A 16,447-nucleotide genomic window follows, 5' to 3' on the forward strand; every position below is an offset into this window, starting at 1 on the left:
ACCACGCTCGCACGCGGTTGGCCCTACCAAAAAACCGATGCGATCACGAGCGGTTCGGCAGGGGCTCGGCGAGGAGGCGGTTCTTCACCACCCAGCGCATGGCATGCGCCCAGGTGTCGTCGGTGTCGGCGCGGATCACCACCCGGCCGCCGCGCACGATCTTGCCGGTGGCGGCCTCCGCGATGGTGACCGTGAGGTTGAAGATCTGGTTGGAGCCCTTCTCGACGTAGCCGCTCACGGCGAGGTCGGCCCCGAGGGTCTTGGCGATGGTGGCGGCGCAGCCGTCGCACTTGTAGAGCGGCGCCTGCTTGGCGATCTCGGCGGCCTGCGGTGCGACCTCGACGGGTTCGACCGCGTCGCCCAGGGCCTTGCGCAGTTCCTCGGTGACGAGGCCGAGGCGCCGGGTCTCGTCCGGCCGCGCCTTGCGGCCCCCGACCACGCCCGGATCGAACAGTTCGATCCCGAAGATCGCGGCCTTCTCGGGCGCGGCCTGCGCGGGCGCCGCGAAGGCGAGGGCGAGCACGAGGCTCGCGCAAACGTGTCCGGCACGGGGGAGGGGAATCGGTCGCGTCATCAACTCGCTCGTTTCGTGTCCGGCGCAAGGCTTGGGAACCATCGGCAGCATGATGCCCGACACATCGGCAGGCAACGCCGGGAAACGCGGGGCGATCCCCGCACCTCTGCAGCATTCTGCCGAGGGCCGAACGCCGCACGGCACGGCCGAGGCCGCAATGAGAGTTTATGATTTCCTTATCAAACGCCGATTGAGCGCGGCGGGACAATGTTGTTAGCGTGCCGGCCACATGCAGGCTTCGATGCGCTCCCCCCTCGCCCCGCTCGCCCTTATCCTCGGGCTCGGTGGCCCGTGGTGCCTCCCGGCCACCGCGCAGGAACCGGCGCGTTCGGGCGAGGCGGCGGCACCGGCGCCCGCCGCGACGGAGACCCGCGTCGGGCTGATCTACCGGCCTGAACTTGCCCCCTCGTCCTACGATGCCGAGGCCGCCCCCGAGGACGAGGGCGTCGCCGGTGCGCGCATGGCGATCAAGGACAACAACACGACGGGCCGCTTCACCCGGCAGACCTACGCCCTCGACGAGATCGCCCTCGACGCCACGAAGGGCGCCGTCGCGGCCGCCGAAGACCTGACGGGCCGGGGCATCAAGTTCCTCGTCTTGGCGCTCCCCGCCGACGAGGTCGTGGCCGTCGCCGACGCGGTGAAGGGGGAGGGCGTCACGGTCTTCAACGTCGCGGCGCCCGACGACCGCCTGCGCGGGGCCGATTGCCGGAAGAATGTGTTCCACGTCGTGCCAAGCCGGGCCATGCAGACGGACGCCCTGGCGCAGTTCTTCACCCTCATGCGCTGGCGCAAGATGTTCCTCATCACCGGCCCGCAGGACGGCGACCGGCTCTACGCCGAGGCGTTCAAGAACTCGGCGCGCAAGTTCAACCTCAAGATCGCGGCGGAGAAACCGTGGACCTTCGGGCCCCTGGCCAAGGCGCGGGGCGACACGCCGACCCGGTCCGAGGCCATGGTGTTCACCCGGGGCGTCGATTACGACCTCGCCATCGTGGCCGACGAAGCCAATGATTGGGGCGATTACGTCCCCTTCCGCACCGTCGATCCGCGCCCCGTCGCCGGCACCCAGGGGCTCATCGCCACCACCTGGCATCCGACCCTGGAGACCTGGGGCGCGGCCCAGGCGCAGAACCGGTTCCGGCGCCAGGCCGGGCGCCTGATGCGGCCCCTCGACTATCAGGCCTGGGCGGCCGTGCGCTCCATCGGCGAGGCGGCGACGCAGAAGAAGACTGCGGACCCGGCCGTGCTCGCGCCCTACTTCGCGGAGCCCGCCTTCAGCCTGCCGGCCTACAAGGGTGTGTCCCTCACCTACCGCCCATGGGACCACCAGCTGCGCCAGCCCGTGATCGTGGTGCAGCCCAAAGCCATGGTTTCCGTGGCACCCGAGCAGGGCTTCACCCACCAGCGCACGCCGCTGGATACCCTCGGGATCGATCTGCCCGAGACCACCTGCAAGTTTCCCTGACCCGCCGGGGGGCGACCCGCCGGGGGCTCCTGACCCGCCGGGGGCTGCGGCAACGCGTGACCGCGCGGCTTGCGGTCCGGCGCTCCCCGTGAGACGGGGCTGCACTATAGTAACGCGTCATGATGGTGACGGACCTGCCCAACCGCGCGCGAGACAGCGGTGGGCCCGAGGAGGACACAGGATGAGCCGCGGCTTCAGGGCGAACGCGTCGGGATCGGTTGTGGCACGGGCGCTTCTCGCCGTTGCGGGCTTGACCGCCACGAGTCTGGCCGGCACCGGTTCGGCCAGCGCCTACACGGTCTACGTGACCAACGAGAAGGGCAACTCCGTCAGCGTCATCGACAGCGAGACCCTGGCGGTGACCGGCACCTGGAAGGTCGGCCGGCGCCCGCGCGGCGTCACCACCAGCAAGGACGGTAAGGAGCTCTTCGTCTGCGCCAGCGACGACGACCGCATCGACGTCCTCGACACCGCCACCGGCAAGGTGGTGCGGTCGCTCCGGTCGGGTCCGGACCCGGAGCAGTTCATCCTGGGGCCGACGGGCAACTTGCTCTACGTCGCCAACGAGGACGACAGTCAGGTCACGGTCATCGACGTCGAGAAGAACAAGGTCATGGCCGAGGTGCCGGTGGGCGTGGAGCCAGAGGGCATGGGCCTGTCGCCCGACGGCAAGATCCTGGTGAACACCTCCGAGACCACCAACATGGCTCACTTCATCGACACCACCACGTTCCAGGTGATCGACAACGTGCTGGTGGATGCGCGGCCCCGGTTCGCCGAGTTCACGGCCGACGGGAAGTTCCTGTGGGTCTCGGCCGAGGTCGGCGGCACGGTGAGCATCATCGATGTCGCGGCGCGCCGGGTGGTGAAGAAGATCACCTTCAAGATCCCGAGCGTCAACGACGAGGCGATCCAGCCCGTGGGCATCCGCATCACCAAGGACGGGTCGAAGGCCTTCGTCGCCCTCGGACCCGCCAACCGCATCGCGGTCATCGACGCCAGGACCCACACGGTGGAGAAGTACCTGCCCGTCGGCCAGCGGGTCTGGCAGCTCGCCTTCACCCCGGACCAGAAGCTGCTGTTCTCCACCAACGGCTCGTCCAACGACATCTCAGTGGTGGACGTGGCGGCCGAGAAGGTGGTGAAGAGCATTCCGGTGGGCTTGCTGCCCTGGGGCGTGGCGGTGTCGCCGAACTGACTTCTGGGGCGTGATGCCGAAACAGCCGCCGTCGAACGGTGGCGAACGGGAGGATCGACGGACGTGATGAAGCGAACGATGCGTGCGGCGGCCCTCGGGCTCGCTGCCTGGACGATGGCCGGGCCGGCGCTCGCCCTCGATCTCACGAAGAAGCGTGCCAACCTGCCCGACCTCGTCCTCGGCAACGAGGAGGGCAACGACTTTGTCGTCGAGAACCGCGAGATCGAACTCGAATCCGGCAAGGCCTACCGCCTGCGCATCGTCGCCAAGGGCCGGCAGGAGTACAAGTTCTACGCCACGGAGTTCTTCCGCAACATCTGGTTCAACCAGATCGTCATCCAGCACCTCGAGATCCACGGCAGCGGTCCGCCGGATCACCTCGAGTTCGACGATCCGGGCGAGATCGCCATCGAATTCGTGACGATCAAGTCGGGCGAGTACCCCTGGTCCGTCCACGGACTGGAGTCCAAGGGCATGACCGGCAAGTTCATCGTGAAGTAGGGGATGTTCATGCGCCTGCCCCTCTTCGCCCTCGCCGCCGCGACGCTGGCGAGCCCGGCGCTTGCCGACGACAAGGCCGCCTGCACGGACGGCATCGCCATGATCCGGATGGAACTCGGCAAGGACCCTGCCGAGCCCCTCCAGGGCAAGCTCAAGAAGGCGCTTCGGGTCGCCGAACGCGAGATGGGCGAGGGCGAATTCGACGAGTGCCTCGACGCCGTCGGCGATGCCCGCCGGGCCCTGAAGCCTTGAGGACCGGCAGCATGGCCGAGACCGCCGCCCTCGAGGTCGCGAACGTGAGCCATCGCTTCGGCACCCGCGTGGCCCTGTCGGACGTGTCCCTCACCGTGGTGCGCGGCCAGTTCACCGCCCTGCTCGGCCCCAACGGGGCGGGCAAGACCACGCTGTTCTCGGTGGTCACCCGCCTCTACGCCAGCCAGGACGGCCGGGTGTCGATCCTCGGCCATGCCCTCGACCGCGAGCCGAGCCGGGCCCTCGCCCGCCTCGGCGTGGTGTTCCAGGCCCGTACCCTGGATACCGACCTCACGGTGGCGCAGAACCTCCTGTACCACGCCAGCCTGCACGGCATGACCCGCAGGGTGGCCAAGGAACGAATCCAGACGCTGCTCACCCGCGTCGGCCTCGTGGACCGGCGCGACGACAAGGTCCGTACCCTCTCGGGCGGCCAGTCCCGGCGCATCGAGATCGCCCGCTCCCTCATCCACGGACCGCGCCTGCTGCTGCTGGACGAGCCCACCGTCGGCCTCGATCTCGAATCCCGTGCCGACATCGTTGCCATCGTGCGGGCATTGGTGCGGGAAGAGGGGCTGTCGGTCCTGTGGGCCACCCACATCTTCGAGGAGATCGAGGCGGGCGACGCGGCCATCGTCCTGCACAAGGGCCGCATCGTCGCGCGCGGCACCGCCGGTTCCATCGCGCAAGGAACCGAATCCCTGGAGGCCGCCTTCCGCCGCCTCGTCGCCGAACCCGCCAGGCAGGCCGCATGAGCGACACCCTCACACCGGCCACCGCCGACGGACCCGTGACGCATCTCGGACGCCTCGACGCCGTCGGCTACCTGATCTGCCTCGGCGGCATCGTCCGCCGCGAATTGCTGCGGTTCTTCAACCAGAAGGAGCGCTTCTTCTCCGCCCTGGTGCGGCCGCTGGTGTGGCTGTTCATCTTCGCGGCGGGGTTCCGCAACACGCTCGGCGTCTCCATCGAGCCGCCCTACCAGACCTACGTGCTCTACGAGGTCTACGTGGTGCCGGGGCTCGCCGTGATGATCCAGCTCTTCAACGGCATGCAATCGTCCCTGTCGATGGTCTACGACCGCGAGGTCGGATCGATGAAGGTGCTGCTCACCAGCCCCTATCCGCGCTGGCTGCTCCTCCTCGCCAAGCTCATCGCCGGCGTCACCGTCTCGGTGGTGCAGGCCTATGCGTTCCTCGCCATCGCCTGGTTCTGGGAGCTCGACATCCCGGCGATCGGCTACGTCGCGGCCCTGCCCGCCTTCATCGCGGCGGGGCTCATGCTCGGTTCCATCGGCCTGCTGCTGTCGTCCATGGTCAAGCAGCTCGAGAACTTCGCCAGCGTGATGAACTTCGTGATCTTCCCGATGTTCTTCGCGTCCTCGGCCCTCTACCCGCTCTGGCGCATCCGCGAATCCTCCGAGACGCTCTACCTCATCTGCATGGCCAACCCCTTCACCCATGCGGTGCAACTCGTGCGCTTCGCCCTCTACGGGCAGTTCGCGCCCCTGGCCTGCGCCGTGGTGCTGGGGACAACGCTCGCCTTCTTCACCCTCGCCGTCGTCGCTTACGATCCCGGCCGTGGCATCATGGCCCGGCGCGGTGGCCCGGCCGGAGACCCCGCATGATCCGCTCCTTTACCCTCCCGGTCCTCGCCCTCGGCCTGCTGGCCGGTCCCGCCCTCGCCCAGCCCAAGGGCGACCCCGACTGGCCCTGCGTCCAGCGCAAGGTCTCCACCCTCAGCCCCGGCACGGTCTGGACCGGGCCGGACCTCGCCGAGGCCGGCGCCTGGGGAGACGATTTCGAGGCGGCGTCGCTCGCCCAGAAGATCGCATCGCGCCGGACGCCGCTCGGCGAGGTCGATCCTCTCCTCGATGCCTTCGCCGAGACCGCCGGGGCCGAGAAGGGCAAGCGCCTCACCCGGGTGTTCGCCGGTGTGTTCGAAATCCTCAACGGCGAGCGCAACAAGGTCATCTCCGGCATCGGCCGCTATGCCCAGGGGCAGCGCCGCATGGCCGAACGCATCCGCGACGAAGCCGACAAGATCAGCGCCACCAAGGACGGGCCGAGCGCGCAGGATGCCCGCGACATGCCGAAGGAGGCCTCGGAACTGGAGACCAAGTTCGCCTGGGACCGGCGCATCTTCCAGGAGCGCAGCCAGTCCCTGACCTATGTCTGCGAGGTTCCGACGCTTCTGGAGCAACGCCTGGGCGAGATCGCACGCCGGATCCAGACGCGTCTCTGAGCCATCGGACCAGCCCGGCCCGGCCGGACACCGTCTTTCCGAAGTCCGGGAAAAATCCGAACCGACTCTTGCCGGATTCTCCCGGGTGAATTAGGCAATGCGGCGAGACGGCGTGACGCGGGGCGGTTTGACACCCCGAGACGCGGCTCGCCCTTGCCTCGGAGAACGGTTCCGTTCTCCGCCTCGACCTAGGAGATTCGACCATGGCTTTCCGTTTGTCCGCTGCCGTCCTGCTCGCCGCCACCCTCGGCCTCGGCGTGGCTGCGCCCGCCTTCGCCGCACCCGCCACCGTCGCGGCGTTCGATCCCGACAAGGACGGCACCATCGACCTCAAGGAGGCCCAGGCCGCCGCGGCGAAGCAGTTCGACATGCTGGACCCGGACAAGGACGGCACCCTCGATGCCAAGGAGCTGAACGGCCGCCTCACCGCCGCCGAGCTCAAGGCCGCCGATCCGGACAGCGACGGCACCCTCGACAAGAAGGAATACCTCGCCGTGGTGGCCGCGCGCTTTAAAGCCGCAGACCCGGATGCCGAGGGCACCATCGACGCCAAGGAACTTGCTTCGCCCGCCGGCGCTTCTCTCGCGACGCTGTTGCAGTAAGCCGTTCCGGAAGGGGCGGCCGTCCCTCAAGGAAACCGTTGATGCAGGTTCGTTACATTCTGCCGGCCGCCCTCGCGCTGCTCGGGTCCGCCGGACCCGTCCTCGCATCCTCCTGCACCGATCAGATCGCCACCATCGAACGGCGACTCGATAGCGTCGGTGCGGAGAAAGTCACCGGCAAGGAGCCGGCGGGTGGCCCGACGTCGTCGCACTCGGCCAAGGCCCTCGACCAGCCCCCGGCGGGCAAGCCCACGGACCCGTCGACGACGGCGAGTGCCGGAGGCGTGTCCGAGGCGCGCGACCTCATCAAGAAGGCGCGCGCCCAGGACAAGGCCGGCGACACCAAGGCCTGCGAGGACACCATGACCCAGGTCAAGGAAAAGGCCGGCGCCCTGCCGTAGCCGCTCGTGCCTCGCCTTCAGGAAGGGCCGTCCCCAGCCGGGGGCGGCCCTTTTTTGTGGTCAGGGCGCGCCCAGGGCGGCGGCGATTTCGGCCATGAGGGGCCGGCGCGCCACCTCCGCCTGGACGCAGGACTCCGCCAGGGCCGTCAGGTCGGGCAGGGGAGTGGGGCAGCGGGCCAGCACTTCGCCGAGCAGGATTCCCCAGGCCCGCACCTCGATGCGCTGGAGGGCTTCGCCCCCGGCCCCCCCGGGCAGGCGGCACGCGGCGCCGAAATCGCTCAGGACCGCTTCGCCCGCCGTCCCGTCCCACAGGACGTTGTGGCCGTAGAGGTCGCCGTGGAGAAGGCCGCGGGCGTGGAGATGGACGGTCGCCGCCGCGACGCTTCGGGCGATGCGCCGGACCGTGTCGGCCTCGAAGCACAGGTCGGCTCGGTAGATGTCGCGGCTGCAGCTCGCGAGGCTCGGGGGACCGGCGAGACCCCGCCAGTCCTCCGCCAGGCGCGGCATCACCAATCCCTGGGCGCCCGTCGGATGGCCGACGAGGCGGCCGAGTCCGCCCGTGAGGTTCGGGTGCGTCCCGGCCGCGAGGCAGGCCTCCATCTCGCGCTCGGGCAGGCCGTCGCTGGTCATGGCGCCCTTGAACAGTTTGACGGCGACGGCCGCTCCGGGCCCGGTACCGTCCCGGCGCCACAGGGCGGCGAACACCTCTCCCGAGGCGCCCTCTCCGAGCCGGTCACCGGTCACGAGGTCGGCCCAGGGGATAGTTCTGCCGGCGGCTGGTGCGGGTGTGCCCTCCAGCGGATTGCCGGCCCAGGTCGGCCAGGCCAGGGCCGGCAGGGTCGCGAGCCAGCCCGGCAGGGCGTCGAAGCCGTTGGCGGAGAGCCGAATCAATTCGAGGTTCCGGGCGTCGGCGAGGCTTTCGGGGAGGGCGGTCAGCCGGTTGCCCGACAGCATCAGCTTCTGCAGGAGGGGGCGCCGTCCGAGGGCGTCGGGCAGCACGACGATCCGGTTGTCCGTCAGGGTGAGCCAGCGCAGGGCGGGCGGCAGGGCCTCTTCGGGAACCTCGCCGAGGCCGCAGCCGCGAAAGCCGATCTGGGCGAGGGCCGGGCAATCGCCCAACGATGGCGGCAGGCGGTCGAACGGGTTGCCGGAGCAGAACAGCACCCGGAGCTTCGTGAACCGCCCGAGATCGTCCGGCAATCGGGTGAGGCCACCGGCGCCGAGGTCGAGGACCTCCAGGCTGTCGGCGAGACCGAACAGGTCGCGCGGAAATTCCGTGAGGCCGCCCGCGAGACGCAGTTCGCGCGTGCCCAGGAGGTCTCCGCGCGCCAGGGCCTCCAGCTGTCGGGCCGTGCCCGCCTTCGTCGCCATGCCCTGCCCTTCCGTCGGCCCCGGGGAGGGGGTCGCCGATCCGGGCGGCGGGATCAATACGCGTTCTGGGTCCGGAACAGCGACAGGGGCGTGGCGAGCATGATGCGGATGTCGAACAGCACGGACCAGTTCTCGATGTAGTGCAGGTCGTGCTCGACCCGGCGCTGGATCTTGTCGCTGGTGTCGGTCTCGCCGCGCCAGCCGTTGACCTGGGCCCAGCCGGTGATGCCCGGCTTGACCTTGTGGCGGGCGAAGTAGCCGTCCACCACCTGGTCGTAGAGGGTGTTGGCGGCCTTGGCCTGGAGGGCGTGGGGGCGGGGTCCGACGAGGGACAGTTCGCCCTTGATGACGTTGAACAGCTGAGGCAGCTCGTCCAGGGACGTCCGACGGATGAAGCGGCCCACCGGGGTCACCCGCGGATCGCCCCGGGTGACGAGCTTGGCGGCGGTGGCGTCGCCCTGGTCCACGAACATCGAGCGGAACTTGTAGACCTCGATGAGCTCGTTGTTGAAGCCGTAGCGCTTCTGCCGGAACAGGACCGGCCCGGGCGAGGTCAGGGCGACGGCCGCCGCCACGGCGAGCNACATCGAGCGGAACTTGTAGACCTCGATGAGCTCGTTGTTGAAGCCGTAGCGCTTCTGCCGGAACAGGACCGGCCCGGGCGAGGTCAGGGCGACGGCCGCCGCCACGGCGAGCATCACGGGGCTGAGYGCCACCAGCATGGCGAGGCCGACGAGGCGRTCGAACACGCTTTTCGCGATGATGTCCCAGTCGGCCATCGGCTTGTCGAACACGTCGAGSACCGGCACCGTGCCGAGGTAGGAATAGGCRCGCGGGCGCAGGCGCAGCTTSGAGGCCTGGGCCGAGAGGCGGATGTCGATGGGCAGGACCCAGAGCTTGGCGAGCATCTGGAGGATGCGGTCCTCGGCGGCGATGGGGATGGTGAAGATGATGAGGTCGAGGCGGGTGGTGCGGGCATAGGCGACGAGGTCGTCGACGGTGCCGAGCTTGGGGTAGCCCGCCACCACGGTGTCGGAGCGNCCTCCCAATCGAGGGGCCGCCACGGGCTGCTGTTGAGGTCGAAGCTCTTGGTGAAGATGATGAGGTCGAGGCGGGTGGTGCGGGCATAGGCGACGAGGTCGTCGACGGTGCCGAGCTTGGGGTAGCCCGCCACCACGGTGTCGGAGCGSCGGTCGCCGCGGTCGTCGAACACGCCGACGATGCGGATGCCGGACTCGGCCTGGCCGTCGAGGGCGCGGATGAGGTCTTCGGCCACGGGCCCGCCGCCGACGATGGCCGTGCGCCGGTCGAAGCGGCCCGCCCGCATCTGGGCGCCGATGATCCGGGACAGGGTGAAGCGCCCGGCCACGAGGAGGCCGAGGCCCGCGACGAACACGGTTCCGAGCCAGACCCGCGAGTAATGGTCGGCGACCTTGGCGAAGACCATCACGGTCGCCACGACGAGGAAGACGAGGGTCCAGGCCGCCAGGAGGCGCAGGGCCGGTTTGACGAAGCCGCGCAGGGCGCCGATGCGGTAGAGTCCGGCGACCTGGAACAGGATCACGGCGAGGGCGGCGATGCCGAGGATCGCCGTGACGTAGCGCGGACCGAGGAGCACGAGACCGGACAACTGCAGCCAGTGCGTGGCGAGCCCCGTGACGCCGATGACGGCGAAGTCGGCCACTCGCACGCAGCCCGCCAGGACCACGGGCGAGAAGACCGAAGCCGGTGCCGGTCGGGCCGTGGCCTCGGCCGGGGGGATGGCCGTCATGGCGTCGCGTTCGGTCGATTCCTGACCGGTGGCCGGGAGCGGTCGTGCGGCGGCTTCCAGGAGGTCACGGACGTCGAAGGCGCTCATCGTCAAGGCTTTCGGACTTCAATCAGCGTCGCTGCGGCGGCGACAACGCCCGTACTCTGTCGCGGAGGCCTCACGGAACGCTTAACGGGCGACCGCTCCCGCTCCGATCACGGCGCCCGTTCTGTTCACCCGGCGACGGAACGCGCGTCCGCGCGGGCCCGGAACGCCGCGGCGTAGCCCGACAGCACGTCGGCGCCCATGCGCTTCATGGAGAAGCGCGCCTGCACCGACGCGCCGAGGTCGGCGAACCATGCCGCGCGCACATCCGGAGCTTCGTCGATCACCCGGGCGATGGCGTCCTCGAGGGCGCCCGCATCCCGGGGCGGGACGAGGCGGGCCGCCGCCGTCCCGAAGATCTCGGGGATCCCGCCGACATTCGTCGCCACCAGGGGATGCTGGGCGGCGGCCGCTTCGAGGACCACGTAGGGCAGGGATTCGGCCAGGGACGGCACCACCATGATCCGGCCGCGGGCGAGCACCGCACGGATGGGCTGGGGCGGCTCGAACGCCACGGCGTGTCCGAGTCCCATGGCCCGGACACGGGCGGCCAGGAGGTCGGCATCGGGACCGGACCCCACCATCAGCAGGCGCAGGCTCCGACCCTTCCGGCGCAGGTTCGCCAGGGCTTCGAGGAGGAAAGGCACGCCCTTGGCGTCGCGCAGTTCGCCGATGTAGAGCAGATCGTAGGCGTCGGCCGTCGGCGGCACGGGCAGGAATTCGGCCTCGCAGATGCCGTTGTGGACGATGCGGGCGAGGCGGGGCCGCCCCGCATGGGCGCGGTGACGCCCGGCGACATACTCGCTCTCGAACAGGAAGACGTCCGTGCGCAGGGCCAGGAGCCGCTCGACGCCCATGTAGAACCGGTGCCGGAGGGTGCCGGGCTTGTAGTTGTAGCTGCCGCCATGGGGGGTGTAGGCGCGGATGGGGGCGGCTCCGGTCACCCGCGCCGTTCGGGCGTAGACGCCGCCCTTGGCCCCATGGCCGTGCAGCACCGTGGCGCCCGTGTCACGCGCCCGCTCGGCGAGCGTCCGCAGGGCCGCGAGATCCGAAGGGTGCGGGTTGCGCTGCATCGGGACGCGCACGACCCCGAGGGACAGGCTGGGCGCGAGCTCCGCGAGCGCCTGAGCCGCCCGTTCGCCGCCGGTGCGCGCGTCGCAGACGATTCCGACCTCGTGCCCGGCGGCCGCCTGGAGCCGCGCGAGATCGACGACGTGGCGGAAAAGGCCACCGACGGGTGCCCGGAAGACGTGGAGGATGCGGTGCGGGGCGGGGCAGGCACCGCCGGTGGCGGTCTCGGGGCGGGAGGCGATCGAGAGGGTTGCGGACGCGCTCACGGCGGGGTCTCCAGGGACGGGCGCCAGCGGCGACGCCCGGCTGCCCGTGATCCTGTCCCGGCACGGTGGGTGGAGCGTTAAGGCCCCGGCCTTCGCCCGACGCATCTCGGAATTGGGTTAGGCGATGCCTAACGGGACGCGGCGCTAGAAGAAGCGCTCCTTGATCACGATGGTGTCGCCGGGCCGGACCGGATAGGTCATCGGCACGATGCCGGAGACGAGGCCACCCTTGCCTTCGCGCGTCAGGACCGCGTAGTCGCGCGCCGCCCGTGGGCCGAATCCCGCCGCGATGGCGACCGCCGTCTCGACGGCCATGCCGTTGACGTAGGGGTACTGGCCCGACGTCGTGACTTCGCCGAGGATGTAGAACGGTCGGTAGGCATCGACCTCCACGGTGACGTGGGGCTCGCGCACGAAACCCGAGGCGAGCTTGGCCTCCACGGTGCGCGCCGCCTGTGCGGTGGACTGGCCGCCGACCTTGACGAGGCCGATGAGGGGCATCGCGATGCTGCCGTCCCCGTCGACGGCGTAGATGTTGGAGAGGTTGTCCTGCCCGAAGACGATGACCCGCAATCGGTCGCCCGCCGACAGGGTGTAGCGCGCACCGATGGAACCCGTTGCGGTGGCATCGAGCTGGTCGGTCCTGAAGTCGGGCCGCAGGCAGCCGCCCAGCGCAAGGCTGGATGACAGAGCGAGAAGAAGTGTGCGCCGGTTCATCACCAATGCCGCCATGACCGAGAGTTCTGGACCGCAAGTTCTTGTCCCGACTCCTAGGGCCATATGGTTAATGAATGTTGATCCGGCCCCCGGGCGGCCGGTGTCGAAGTCGGACGCTCCGATCGTTTGCCGAAGCCGGACTTGAAATGCGTCCGGGCCAGGGGCGTTTCGCGTTCGGGCGATCGCGCCCTGTCTTAACCTGTAATCAACCTTAACGGACTTGAATGGCATGATGACGGCCTCCCACGGCCGACGCCTCGCCCGAGGGTAGAGATCCGAACCATGCCGCGTTCCCCGCTGATCCGCCCCGGTCCGTCCCCATCGTCCAACCCGCTTGCATCGTCCGGCCCGTTTCCATCATCTGGGGCCGCGGATGGGCTCGGGCTCAGCCAGCTCGCCCGCCTCCTGCGCCGGTCCTGGCGCTGGATCGCCGTTCCGACGGTGGTGGCCGGCCTGAGTGCCGTCGCCTTCGTGCAGGTGGTGCCGCCGCGCTACACGGGTGAGGCGAAGATCCTCCTCGAAAGCCGCGAGGCCGCCTTCACCCGCTCGAGTCAGGAGCGGGGGGAGCAGGCGGTCCCCATCGACGAGCAGGCCGTGGCGAGCCAGGTCCAGGTCGTGATGTCCCGCGATCTCGCCCGCGAGGCGATCCGCCGACTCAAGCTCGTGGGCAATGCCGAGTTCGACCCCGATGTCGCCGGCATCGGTCCGGTGCAGCGCCTTCTCATGATGATCGGCGTCGCCAAGAACCCCCTGGAGCGGGCGCCGGAGGACCGGGTGCTCGAAGCCTATTTCGACCGGCTCCTCGTCTACCCGGCGGGCAAGTCGCGCATCCTCACGGTGGAGTTCCGGGCGAAGGACCCGGCACTGGCCGCGCAGGCGGCCAACACCATCGCCGAACTCTACATCGCCTCCCTGGAAGCGGCCAAGACCGACACCGCCCGCTACGCCTCGACCTGGCTCGGGGGCAACATCGAGGCCCTGCGCACCCGCCTGGCCGAGGCCGAGGCGAAGGTGGAGGCGTATCGCGCCCGCCACGGCCTCATCGGCGGCGGCACGGCCAGCCAGCCCCTGAGCGCCCAGCAGCTCGGCGAACTCTCGACGCAGCTCTCGCAGGCCCGCACCGTCAAGGCGGACCTCGCCGGCCGGGCCAAGCTGATCAAGGAGATGATCAAGGACGGCCGCGCCTTCGAGATTCCGGACGTGGCCAACAACGAGATCATCCGCCGCACGGTGGAGCAGCGCATCACCCTGCGCGGCCAGCTCGCCCTGGAATCCCGCACGCTCCTGCCGGCCCATCCCCGCATCAAGGAACTCACGGCGCAGATCTCCGACCTCGATTCCCAGATCAAGGCCACCGCCGAGCGCATCGTGCGCACCCTGGAGAACGATGCCCGGATCGCGGAGGCCCGCGTCGAGAGCCTGGGCGCGGCGGTCGATTCCCAGCGCGACGTCGTCTCGAAGGGCAATTCGAGCGAGGTCCAGCTCAGGGCCCTCGAGCGCGAGGCCAAGGCCCAGCGCGAGCAGCTCGAATCCTACCTGTCCCGCTACCGCGAGGCCTCGGCCCGCGATGCCGAGAGTGCGACGCCGGCCGATGCCCGCATCGTCTCGCGCGCCGTGGTGCCGGATGTCCCGTCCTTCCCCAAGAAGGCGCCGATCATCATCCTGGTGGTGGTGATGGCCCTGCTGTTCTCCATGGGCGGCGTCATCGCACGCCACCTCCTCGTCGATCCCGACAACGGCCGCCGCCGGGGCGAGGACGAGGAACCCGGTGCCGGGGCCGAGGCGGCCCAGCCGTCCGCACCCGGACGCTTCGCCTTCCCGGAGGCCTCGCCGGGCCTGTCCCGCTCCGGCGTCGCGGTCGCGACCCCCTTCGAACCCCTGGTCGCCGCAGCCCCCGCTCCGGTCTCCCCGGGCCGACCATCCGTCCGCCCCGGCGCCCCGGCCCCCGGCCGGTTCGCCCTCGACGGCCTCGTGTCCCGTCTCGGCGAGGATGCGCGCGCCGGAATCGGACGGCGGATCCTGCTGGCGGAGACCGGGGATCAGGCGGGCGACGACGGTCTCTCCGGCACCCTGTCGGGCGCGCTCGCGGACCTCCTGGCCCCGGGCGCCCGCACCGTCATCCTCGATCTGAACGGGCCCCCCTGCGGAGCCGAGGATGTCGGCCTGACGGACCTCGTCGCCGGCGAGGCGCCCTTCCTCGACGTGATCCAGCGCGTCCCGGGCTCGCGCCTGGACATGGTTCCGCGCGGCTTCCTCGACATCGACGTCCTGAGCGAGGAACCCGAAGCCCTCGAGATCACCCTCGACGCCCTGGCCCAGGCCTACGATTGGGTCCTGTGCCGCCTGCGCGAGGCGGATGGCGAGGCCGCCCGGGCGCTCCTGTCGGCGGTGGGCGGCGCCATGGATACGGTGGTGATCGCCTCGAACCGGGATGCGGACGATCCCGAACTCGTCGATCTCTACGCCCTGGCGGAAGCGTCCGGGGCCGGTCGGGTCCTCGTCGCCCGGGACCGGGCCGTCGCCGACATGGCCGCCCGGGATTTCGGCTCCGACCTCGAACTGCGCCGTTCCGCCGCCTGAGACGGCTGCCTCGGCGAGGCCGCGCGGCGTGTCCCCCTCGGGGGCCTACGGCGCCGCGCGCCAGCGGCGCAGGCGGGTGACGAGGGCCGACAGGCGGGGGTCGCGCTTGATCCGGCGCTTGAGTCGGGCGGTGCCCACGGCCTTGAGGGCGAAGATCCGGCCCCGTAGGGTCACCGGGATCGTGACCTCGCCGAGCTCGATGGTCTCGTCGCAGGTGTTGGTCTTGTAGCGCGCCTCGCCGACGCCGAGGTCGAGGGCGCGCCGTCCGCGCTCCGCCTGGTCCCGGACGAGGGACTGGAGCAGGAGGTCGCCGGGGCTCGACCGGCCCACCGAAGGGTCCTGGTCGAACGACGTCATCATGCCGCTGTAGCGGGCCGCGTCGACGGCGCCGGCGAAGACCGCGAAGACCCGCCCGCTCTCCGTGGCCACCAGGGCCGCGACTTCGATGGCCGGCGCGTCGGAGCGCGCGTCCCGGCCCGCGCCCGCGGCGATGAACGCGCGCACGGCCGCATCGGCATAGGGGTTGGGGATGCCCATGGCGGCAAAGCGCGACGCCTTCTGGGCGTAGAACGCATCGAGGTAGGCCGTGACCTCCGCGTCCGTCCGGGCCACCCGGTAGGCCACCGGGCCGAAGGTCTCGACGAGCTTCTTCTCCTTGGACCGCAGCTTCTTGCGGGCATCCCCGCTGAACACCCGCCTGACCGTCGATTCGGCATCGGGCCCCAGCAGGAGGCCGTAGGCGTCGCTGGGCGAGGGCTCGGATCGGAAGCACAGGGGATTGGCCGCGCCGTCCCAGAACCGGGGCTGGTGCGAGAACGCATAGGCGTCGATGCCGGCGCCCCGGGCCGCCGCGCGCAGCTGCTCGGCCAGATCCGCCGGCTGCAGGGACGCCGCCGCGCGCGAGGCGAACACCGGCATGTGATAGTTGGCGTGCTTGGCCCCGACGACGCGGGCGACGCGCAGGCCGTGCTCGCGCGTCACGTGGCAGGGGATCAGCACCTGGGGGCGCCCGGAGGCGTCGCGCACCACGAGGACCCGCACGTCGGTGCCGGGTTCGGCGCGGGCGTAGGCGGAGACCCAGTCGAAGCGCTGATAGGGGGTGGCGAGGACGGCCGGATCGGCCTCGAGGCCACGCCACAGGGCCTCGACGCTCGCCAGGTCGGAAAAGACCTCCGTCGTCAGGCTGCCGCGTGCCGTGTCCCGGACCATCCCCACTCCGCTCAGATCGTGTACGCCACCCGTCACCGCCGTCGCTCCCGCCCATCCGACGGGCCACTGGGCGCCCCGTCCCTTAAACGCCGGGTGAAGCGCCCGCGCCGTCCTGTCGGCGTGGGTAACGAAACCTTG

At 70.4% G+C, this 16,447-nt stretch carries 16 protein-coding genes and 2 pseudogenes; 10 read left to right on the plus strand and 8 right to left on the minus strand.

The genetic code is table 11. The features are described from left to right. Positions 1-43: 43 nt before the first annotated feature. On the minus strand, positions 44-574 hold the full coding sequence (locus ASF28_RS18515; protein ID WP_082476654.1) for a DUF3280 domain-containing protein: 531 nt from the start codon (positions 572-574) through the stop codon (positions 44-46). A 241-nt stretch (positions 575-815) separates the two neighbouring features. Between ASF28_RS18515 and ASF28_RS18520 the strand changes: the two genes are divergently transcribed. From ASF28_RS18520 to ASF28_RS18560, 9 genes are all read left to right on the plus strand, one after another. After that, the gene (locus ASF28_RS18520) at positions 816-2,042 is read left to right on the plus strand and encodes an ABC transporter substrate-binding protein (protein WP_056096436.1); all 1,227 of its coding nucleotides are present in this window, start codon (positions 816-818) and stop codon (positions 2,040-2,042) included. A gap of 181 nt (positions 2,043-2,223) precedes the next feature. Continuing rightward, positions 2,224-3,240, plus strand: a complete 1,017-nt coding sequence (locus tag ASF28_RS18525) for a YVTN family beta-propeller repeat protein (RefSeq protein ID WP_443189751.1) — start codon at positions 2,224-2,226, stop codon at positions 3,238-3,240. 66 nt (positions 3,241-3,306) lie between these two features. Continuing rightward, a complete protein-coding gene (locus ASF28_RS18530; RefSeq protein WP_056096148.1) occupies positions 3,307-3,741 on the plus strand; it encodes a hypothetical protein in 435 nt (144 codons plus the stop codon). 9 nt (positions 3,742-3,750) lie between these two features. Next, on the plus strand, positions 3,751-3,993 hold the full coding sequence (locus ASF28_RS18535) for a hypothetical protein (protein WP_056096439.1): 243 nt from the start codon (positions 3,751-3,753) through the stop codon (positions 3,991-3,993). A gap of 11 nt (positions 3,994-4,004) precedes the next feature. Further along, positions 4,005-4,748, plus strand: a complete 744-nt coding sequence (locus tag ASF28_RS18540; protein ID WP_056096152.1) for an ABC transporter ATP-binding protein — start codon at positions 4,005-4,007, stop codon at positions 4,746-4,748. Continuing rightward, positions 4,745-5,620 carry an ABC transporter permease gene (locus ASF28_RS18545; protein WP_056096155.1) on the plus strand — a complete coding sequence of 292 codons (876 nt, stop codon included), beginning with the start codon at positions 4,745-4,747 and terminating at the stop codon, positions 5,618-5,620. Before ASF28_RS18540 ends, ASF28_RS18545 begins: the two co-directional genes overlap by 4 nt. Next, the gene (locus ASF28_RS18550) at positions 5,617-6,237 is read left to right on the plus strand and encodes a hypothetical protein (protein WP_056096158.1); all 621 of its coding nucleotides are present in this window, start codon (positions 5,617-5,619) and stop codon (positions 6,235-6,237) included. The genes ASF28_RS18545 and ASF28_RS18550 overlap by 4 nt, the downstream gene beginning before the upstream one ends. A 203-nt stretch (positions 6,238-6,440) precedes the next feature. Next, positions 6,441-6,839 carry a calcium-binding protein gene (locus tag ASF28_RS18555; protein ID WP_056096160.1) on the plus strand — a complete coding sequence of 133 codons (399 nt, stop codon included), beginning with the start codon at positions 6,441-6,443 and terminating at the stop codon, positions 6,837-6,839. A 41-nt stretch (positions 6,840-6,880) separates the two neighbouring features. After that, on the plus strand, positions 6,881-7,240 hold the full coding sequence (locus ASF28_RS18560) for a hypothetical protein (protein ID WP_056096163.1): 360 nt from the start codon (positions 6,881-6,883) through the stop codon (positions 7,238-7,240). A gap of 60 nt (positions 7,241-7,300) precedes the next feature. On the opposite strand, the gene ASF28_RS18565 is transcribed toward ASF28_RS18560, so the two are convergent. The 6 genes and pseudogenes from ASF28_RS18565 to ASF28_RS18590 all read right to left on the minus strand — a co-directional run bounded on the left by ASF28_RS18565 (position 7,301) and on the right by ASF28_RS18590 (position 12,535). Continuing rightward, entirely contained in the window at positions 7,301-8,611 is a 1,311-nt protein-coding gene (locus ASF28_RS18565; RefSeq protein ID WP_056096166.1) for a leucine-rich repeat-containing protein kinase family protein, read from the minus strand. A gap of 53 nt (positions 8,612-8,664) precedes the next feature. Beyond that, the coding region (locus ASF28_RS22655) for a sugar transferase (protein ID WP_210166747.1) at positions 8,665-9,193 on the minus strand (529 nt) is incomplete at its 5' end. A gap of 1 nt (position 9,194) precedes the next feature. Further along, a pseudogene (locus ASF28_RS22660) lies at positions 9,195-9,651 on the minus strand (sugar transferase); the annotation flags it as partial. A 1-nt stretch (position 9,652) separates the two neighbouring features. After that, positions 9,653-10,469, minus strand: a pseudogene (locus ASF28_RS22005) (undecaprenyl-phosphate glucose phosphotransferase); the annotation flags it as partial. 125 nt (positions 10,470-10,594) lie between these two features. Continuing rightward, positions 10,595-11,803, minus strand: a complete 1,209-nt coding sequence (locus ASF28_RS18585) for a glycosyltransferase (RefSeq protein ID WP_443189752.1) — start codon at positions 11,801-11,803, stop codon at positions 10,595-10,597. A 144-nt stretch (positions 11,804-11,947) separates the two neighbouring features. Further along, positions 11,948-12,535 (minus strand): polysaccharide biosynthesis/export family protein, encoded by a 588-nt coding sequence (locus tag ASF28_RS18590; protein ID WP_082476657.1) that lies wholly within the window; start codon positions 12,533-12,535, stop codon positions 11,948-11,950. 267 nt (positions 12,536-12,802) lie between these two features. Between ASF28_RS18590 and ASF28_RS18595 the strand changes: the two genes are divergently transcribed. Then, complete coding sequence (locus ASF28_RS18595) at positions 12,803-15,100, plus strand: GumC family protein (RefSeq protein WP_082476658.1); 2,298 nt, start codon at positions 12,803-12,805, stop codon at positions 15,098-15,100. A gap of 45 nt (positions 15,101-15,145) precedes the next feature. On the opposite strand, the gene ASF28_RS18600 is transcribed toward ASF28_RS18595, so the two are convergent. Further along, on the minus strand, positions 15,146-16,309 hold the full coding sequence (locus ASF28_RS18600; protein WP_056096173.1) for a GNAT family N-acetyltransferase: 1,164 nt from the start codon (positions 16,307-16,309) through the stop codon (positions 15,146-15,148). Positions 16,310-16,447 lie beyond the last annotated feature (138 nt).

The organism is Methylobacterium sp. Leaf99, from assembly GCF_001422375.1.
Lineage (GTDB): Bacteria > Pseudomonadota > Alphaproteobacteria > Rhizobiales > Beijerinckiaceae > Methylobacterium.

Coding starts and splice junctions, on each gene's coding strand:
- ASF28_RS18565 (WP_056096166.1), bottom strand. CDS start 8,611: ATGGCGACGAAGGCGGGCACGGCCCGACAGCTGGAGGCCCTGGCGCGC.
- ASF28_RS18590 (WP_082476657.1), bottom strand. CDS start 12,535: ATGGCGGCATTGGTGATGAACCGGCGCACACTTCTTCTCGCTCTGTCA.
- ASF28_RS18595 (WP_082476658.1), top strand. CDS start 12,803: ATGCCGCGTTCCCCGCTGATCCGCCCCGGTCCGTCCCCATCGTCCAAC.
- ASF28_RS18600 (WP_056096173.1), bottom strand. CDS start 16,309: ATGGTCCGGGACACGGCACGCGGCAGCCTGACGACGGAGGTCTTTTCC.
- ASF28_RS18560 (WP_056096163.1), top strand. CDS start 6,881: ATGCAGGTTCGTTACATTCTGCCGGCCGCCCTCGCGCTGCTCGGGTCC.
- ASF28_RS18540 (WP_056096152.1), top strand. CDS start 4,005: ATGGCCGAGACCGCCGCCCTCGAGGTCGCGAACGTGAGCCATCGCTTC.
- ASF28_RS18545 (WP_056096155.1), top strand. CDS start 4,745: ATGAGCGACACCCTCACACCGGCCACCGCCGACGGACCCGTGACGCAT.
- ASF28_RS18515 (WP_082476654.1), bottom strand. CDS start 574: ATGACGCGACCGATTCCCCTCCCCCGTGCCGGACACGTTTGCGCGAGC.
- ASF28_RS18525 (WP_443189751.1), top strand. CDS start 2,224: ATGAGCCGCGGCTTCAGGGCGAACGCGTCGGGATCGGTTGTGGCACGG.
- ASF28_RS18520 (WP_056096436.1), top strand. CDS start 816: ATGCGCTCCCCCCTCGCCCCGCTCGCCCTTATCCTCGGGCTCGGTGGC.
- ASF28_RS18535 (WP_056096439.1), top strand. CDS start 3,751: ATGCGCCTGCCCCTCTTCGCCCTCGCCGCCGCGACGCTGGCGAGCCCG.
- ASF28_RS18550 (WP_056096158.1), top strand. CDS start 5,617: ATGATCCGCTCCTTTACCCTCCCGGTCCTCGCCCTCGGCCTGCTGGCC.
- ASF28_RS18530 (WP_056096148.1), top strand. CDS start 3,307: ATGAAGCGAACGATGCGTGCGGCGGCCCTCGGGCTCGCTGCCTGGACG.
- ASF28_RS18555 (WP_056096160.1), top strand. CDS start 6,441: ATGGCTTTCCGTTTGTCCGCTGCCGTCCTGCTCGCCGCCACCCTCGGC.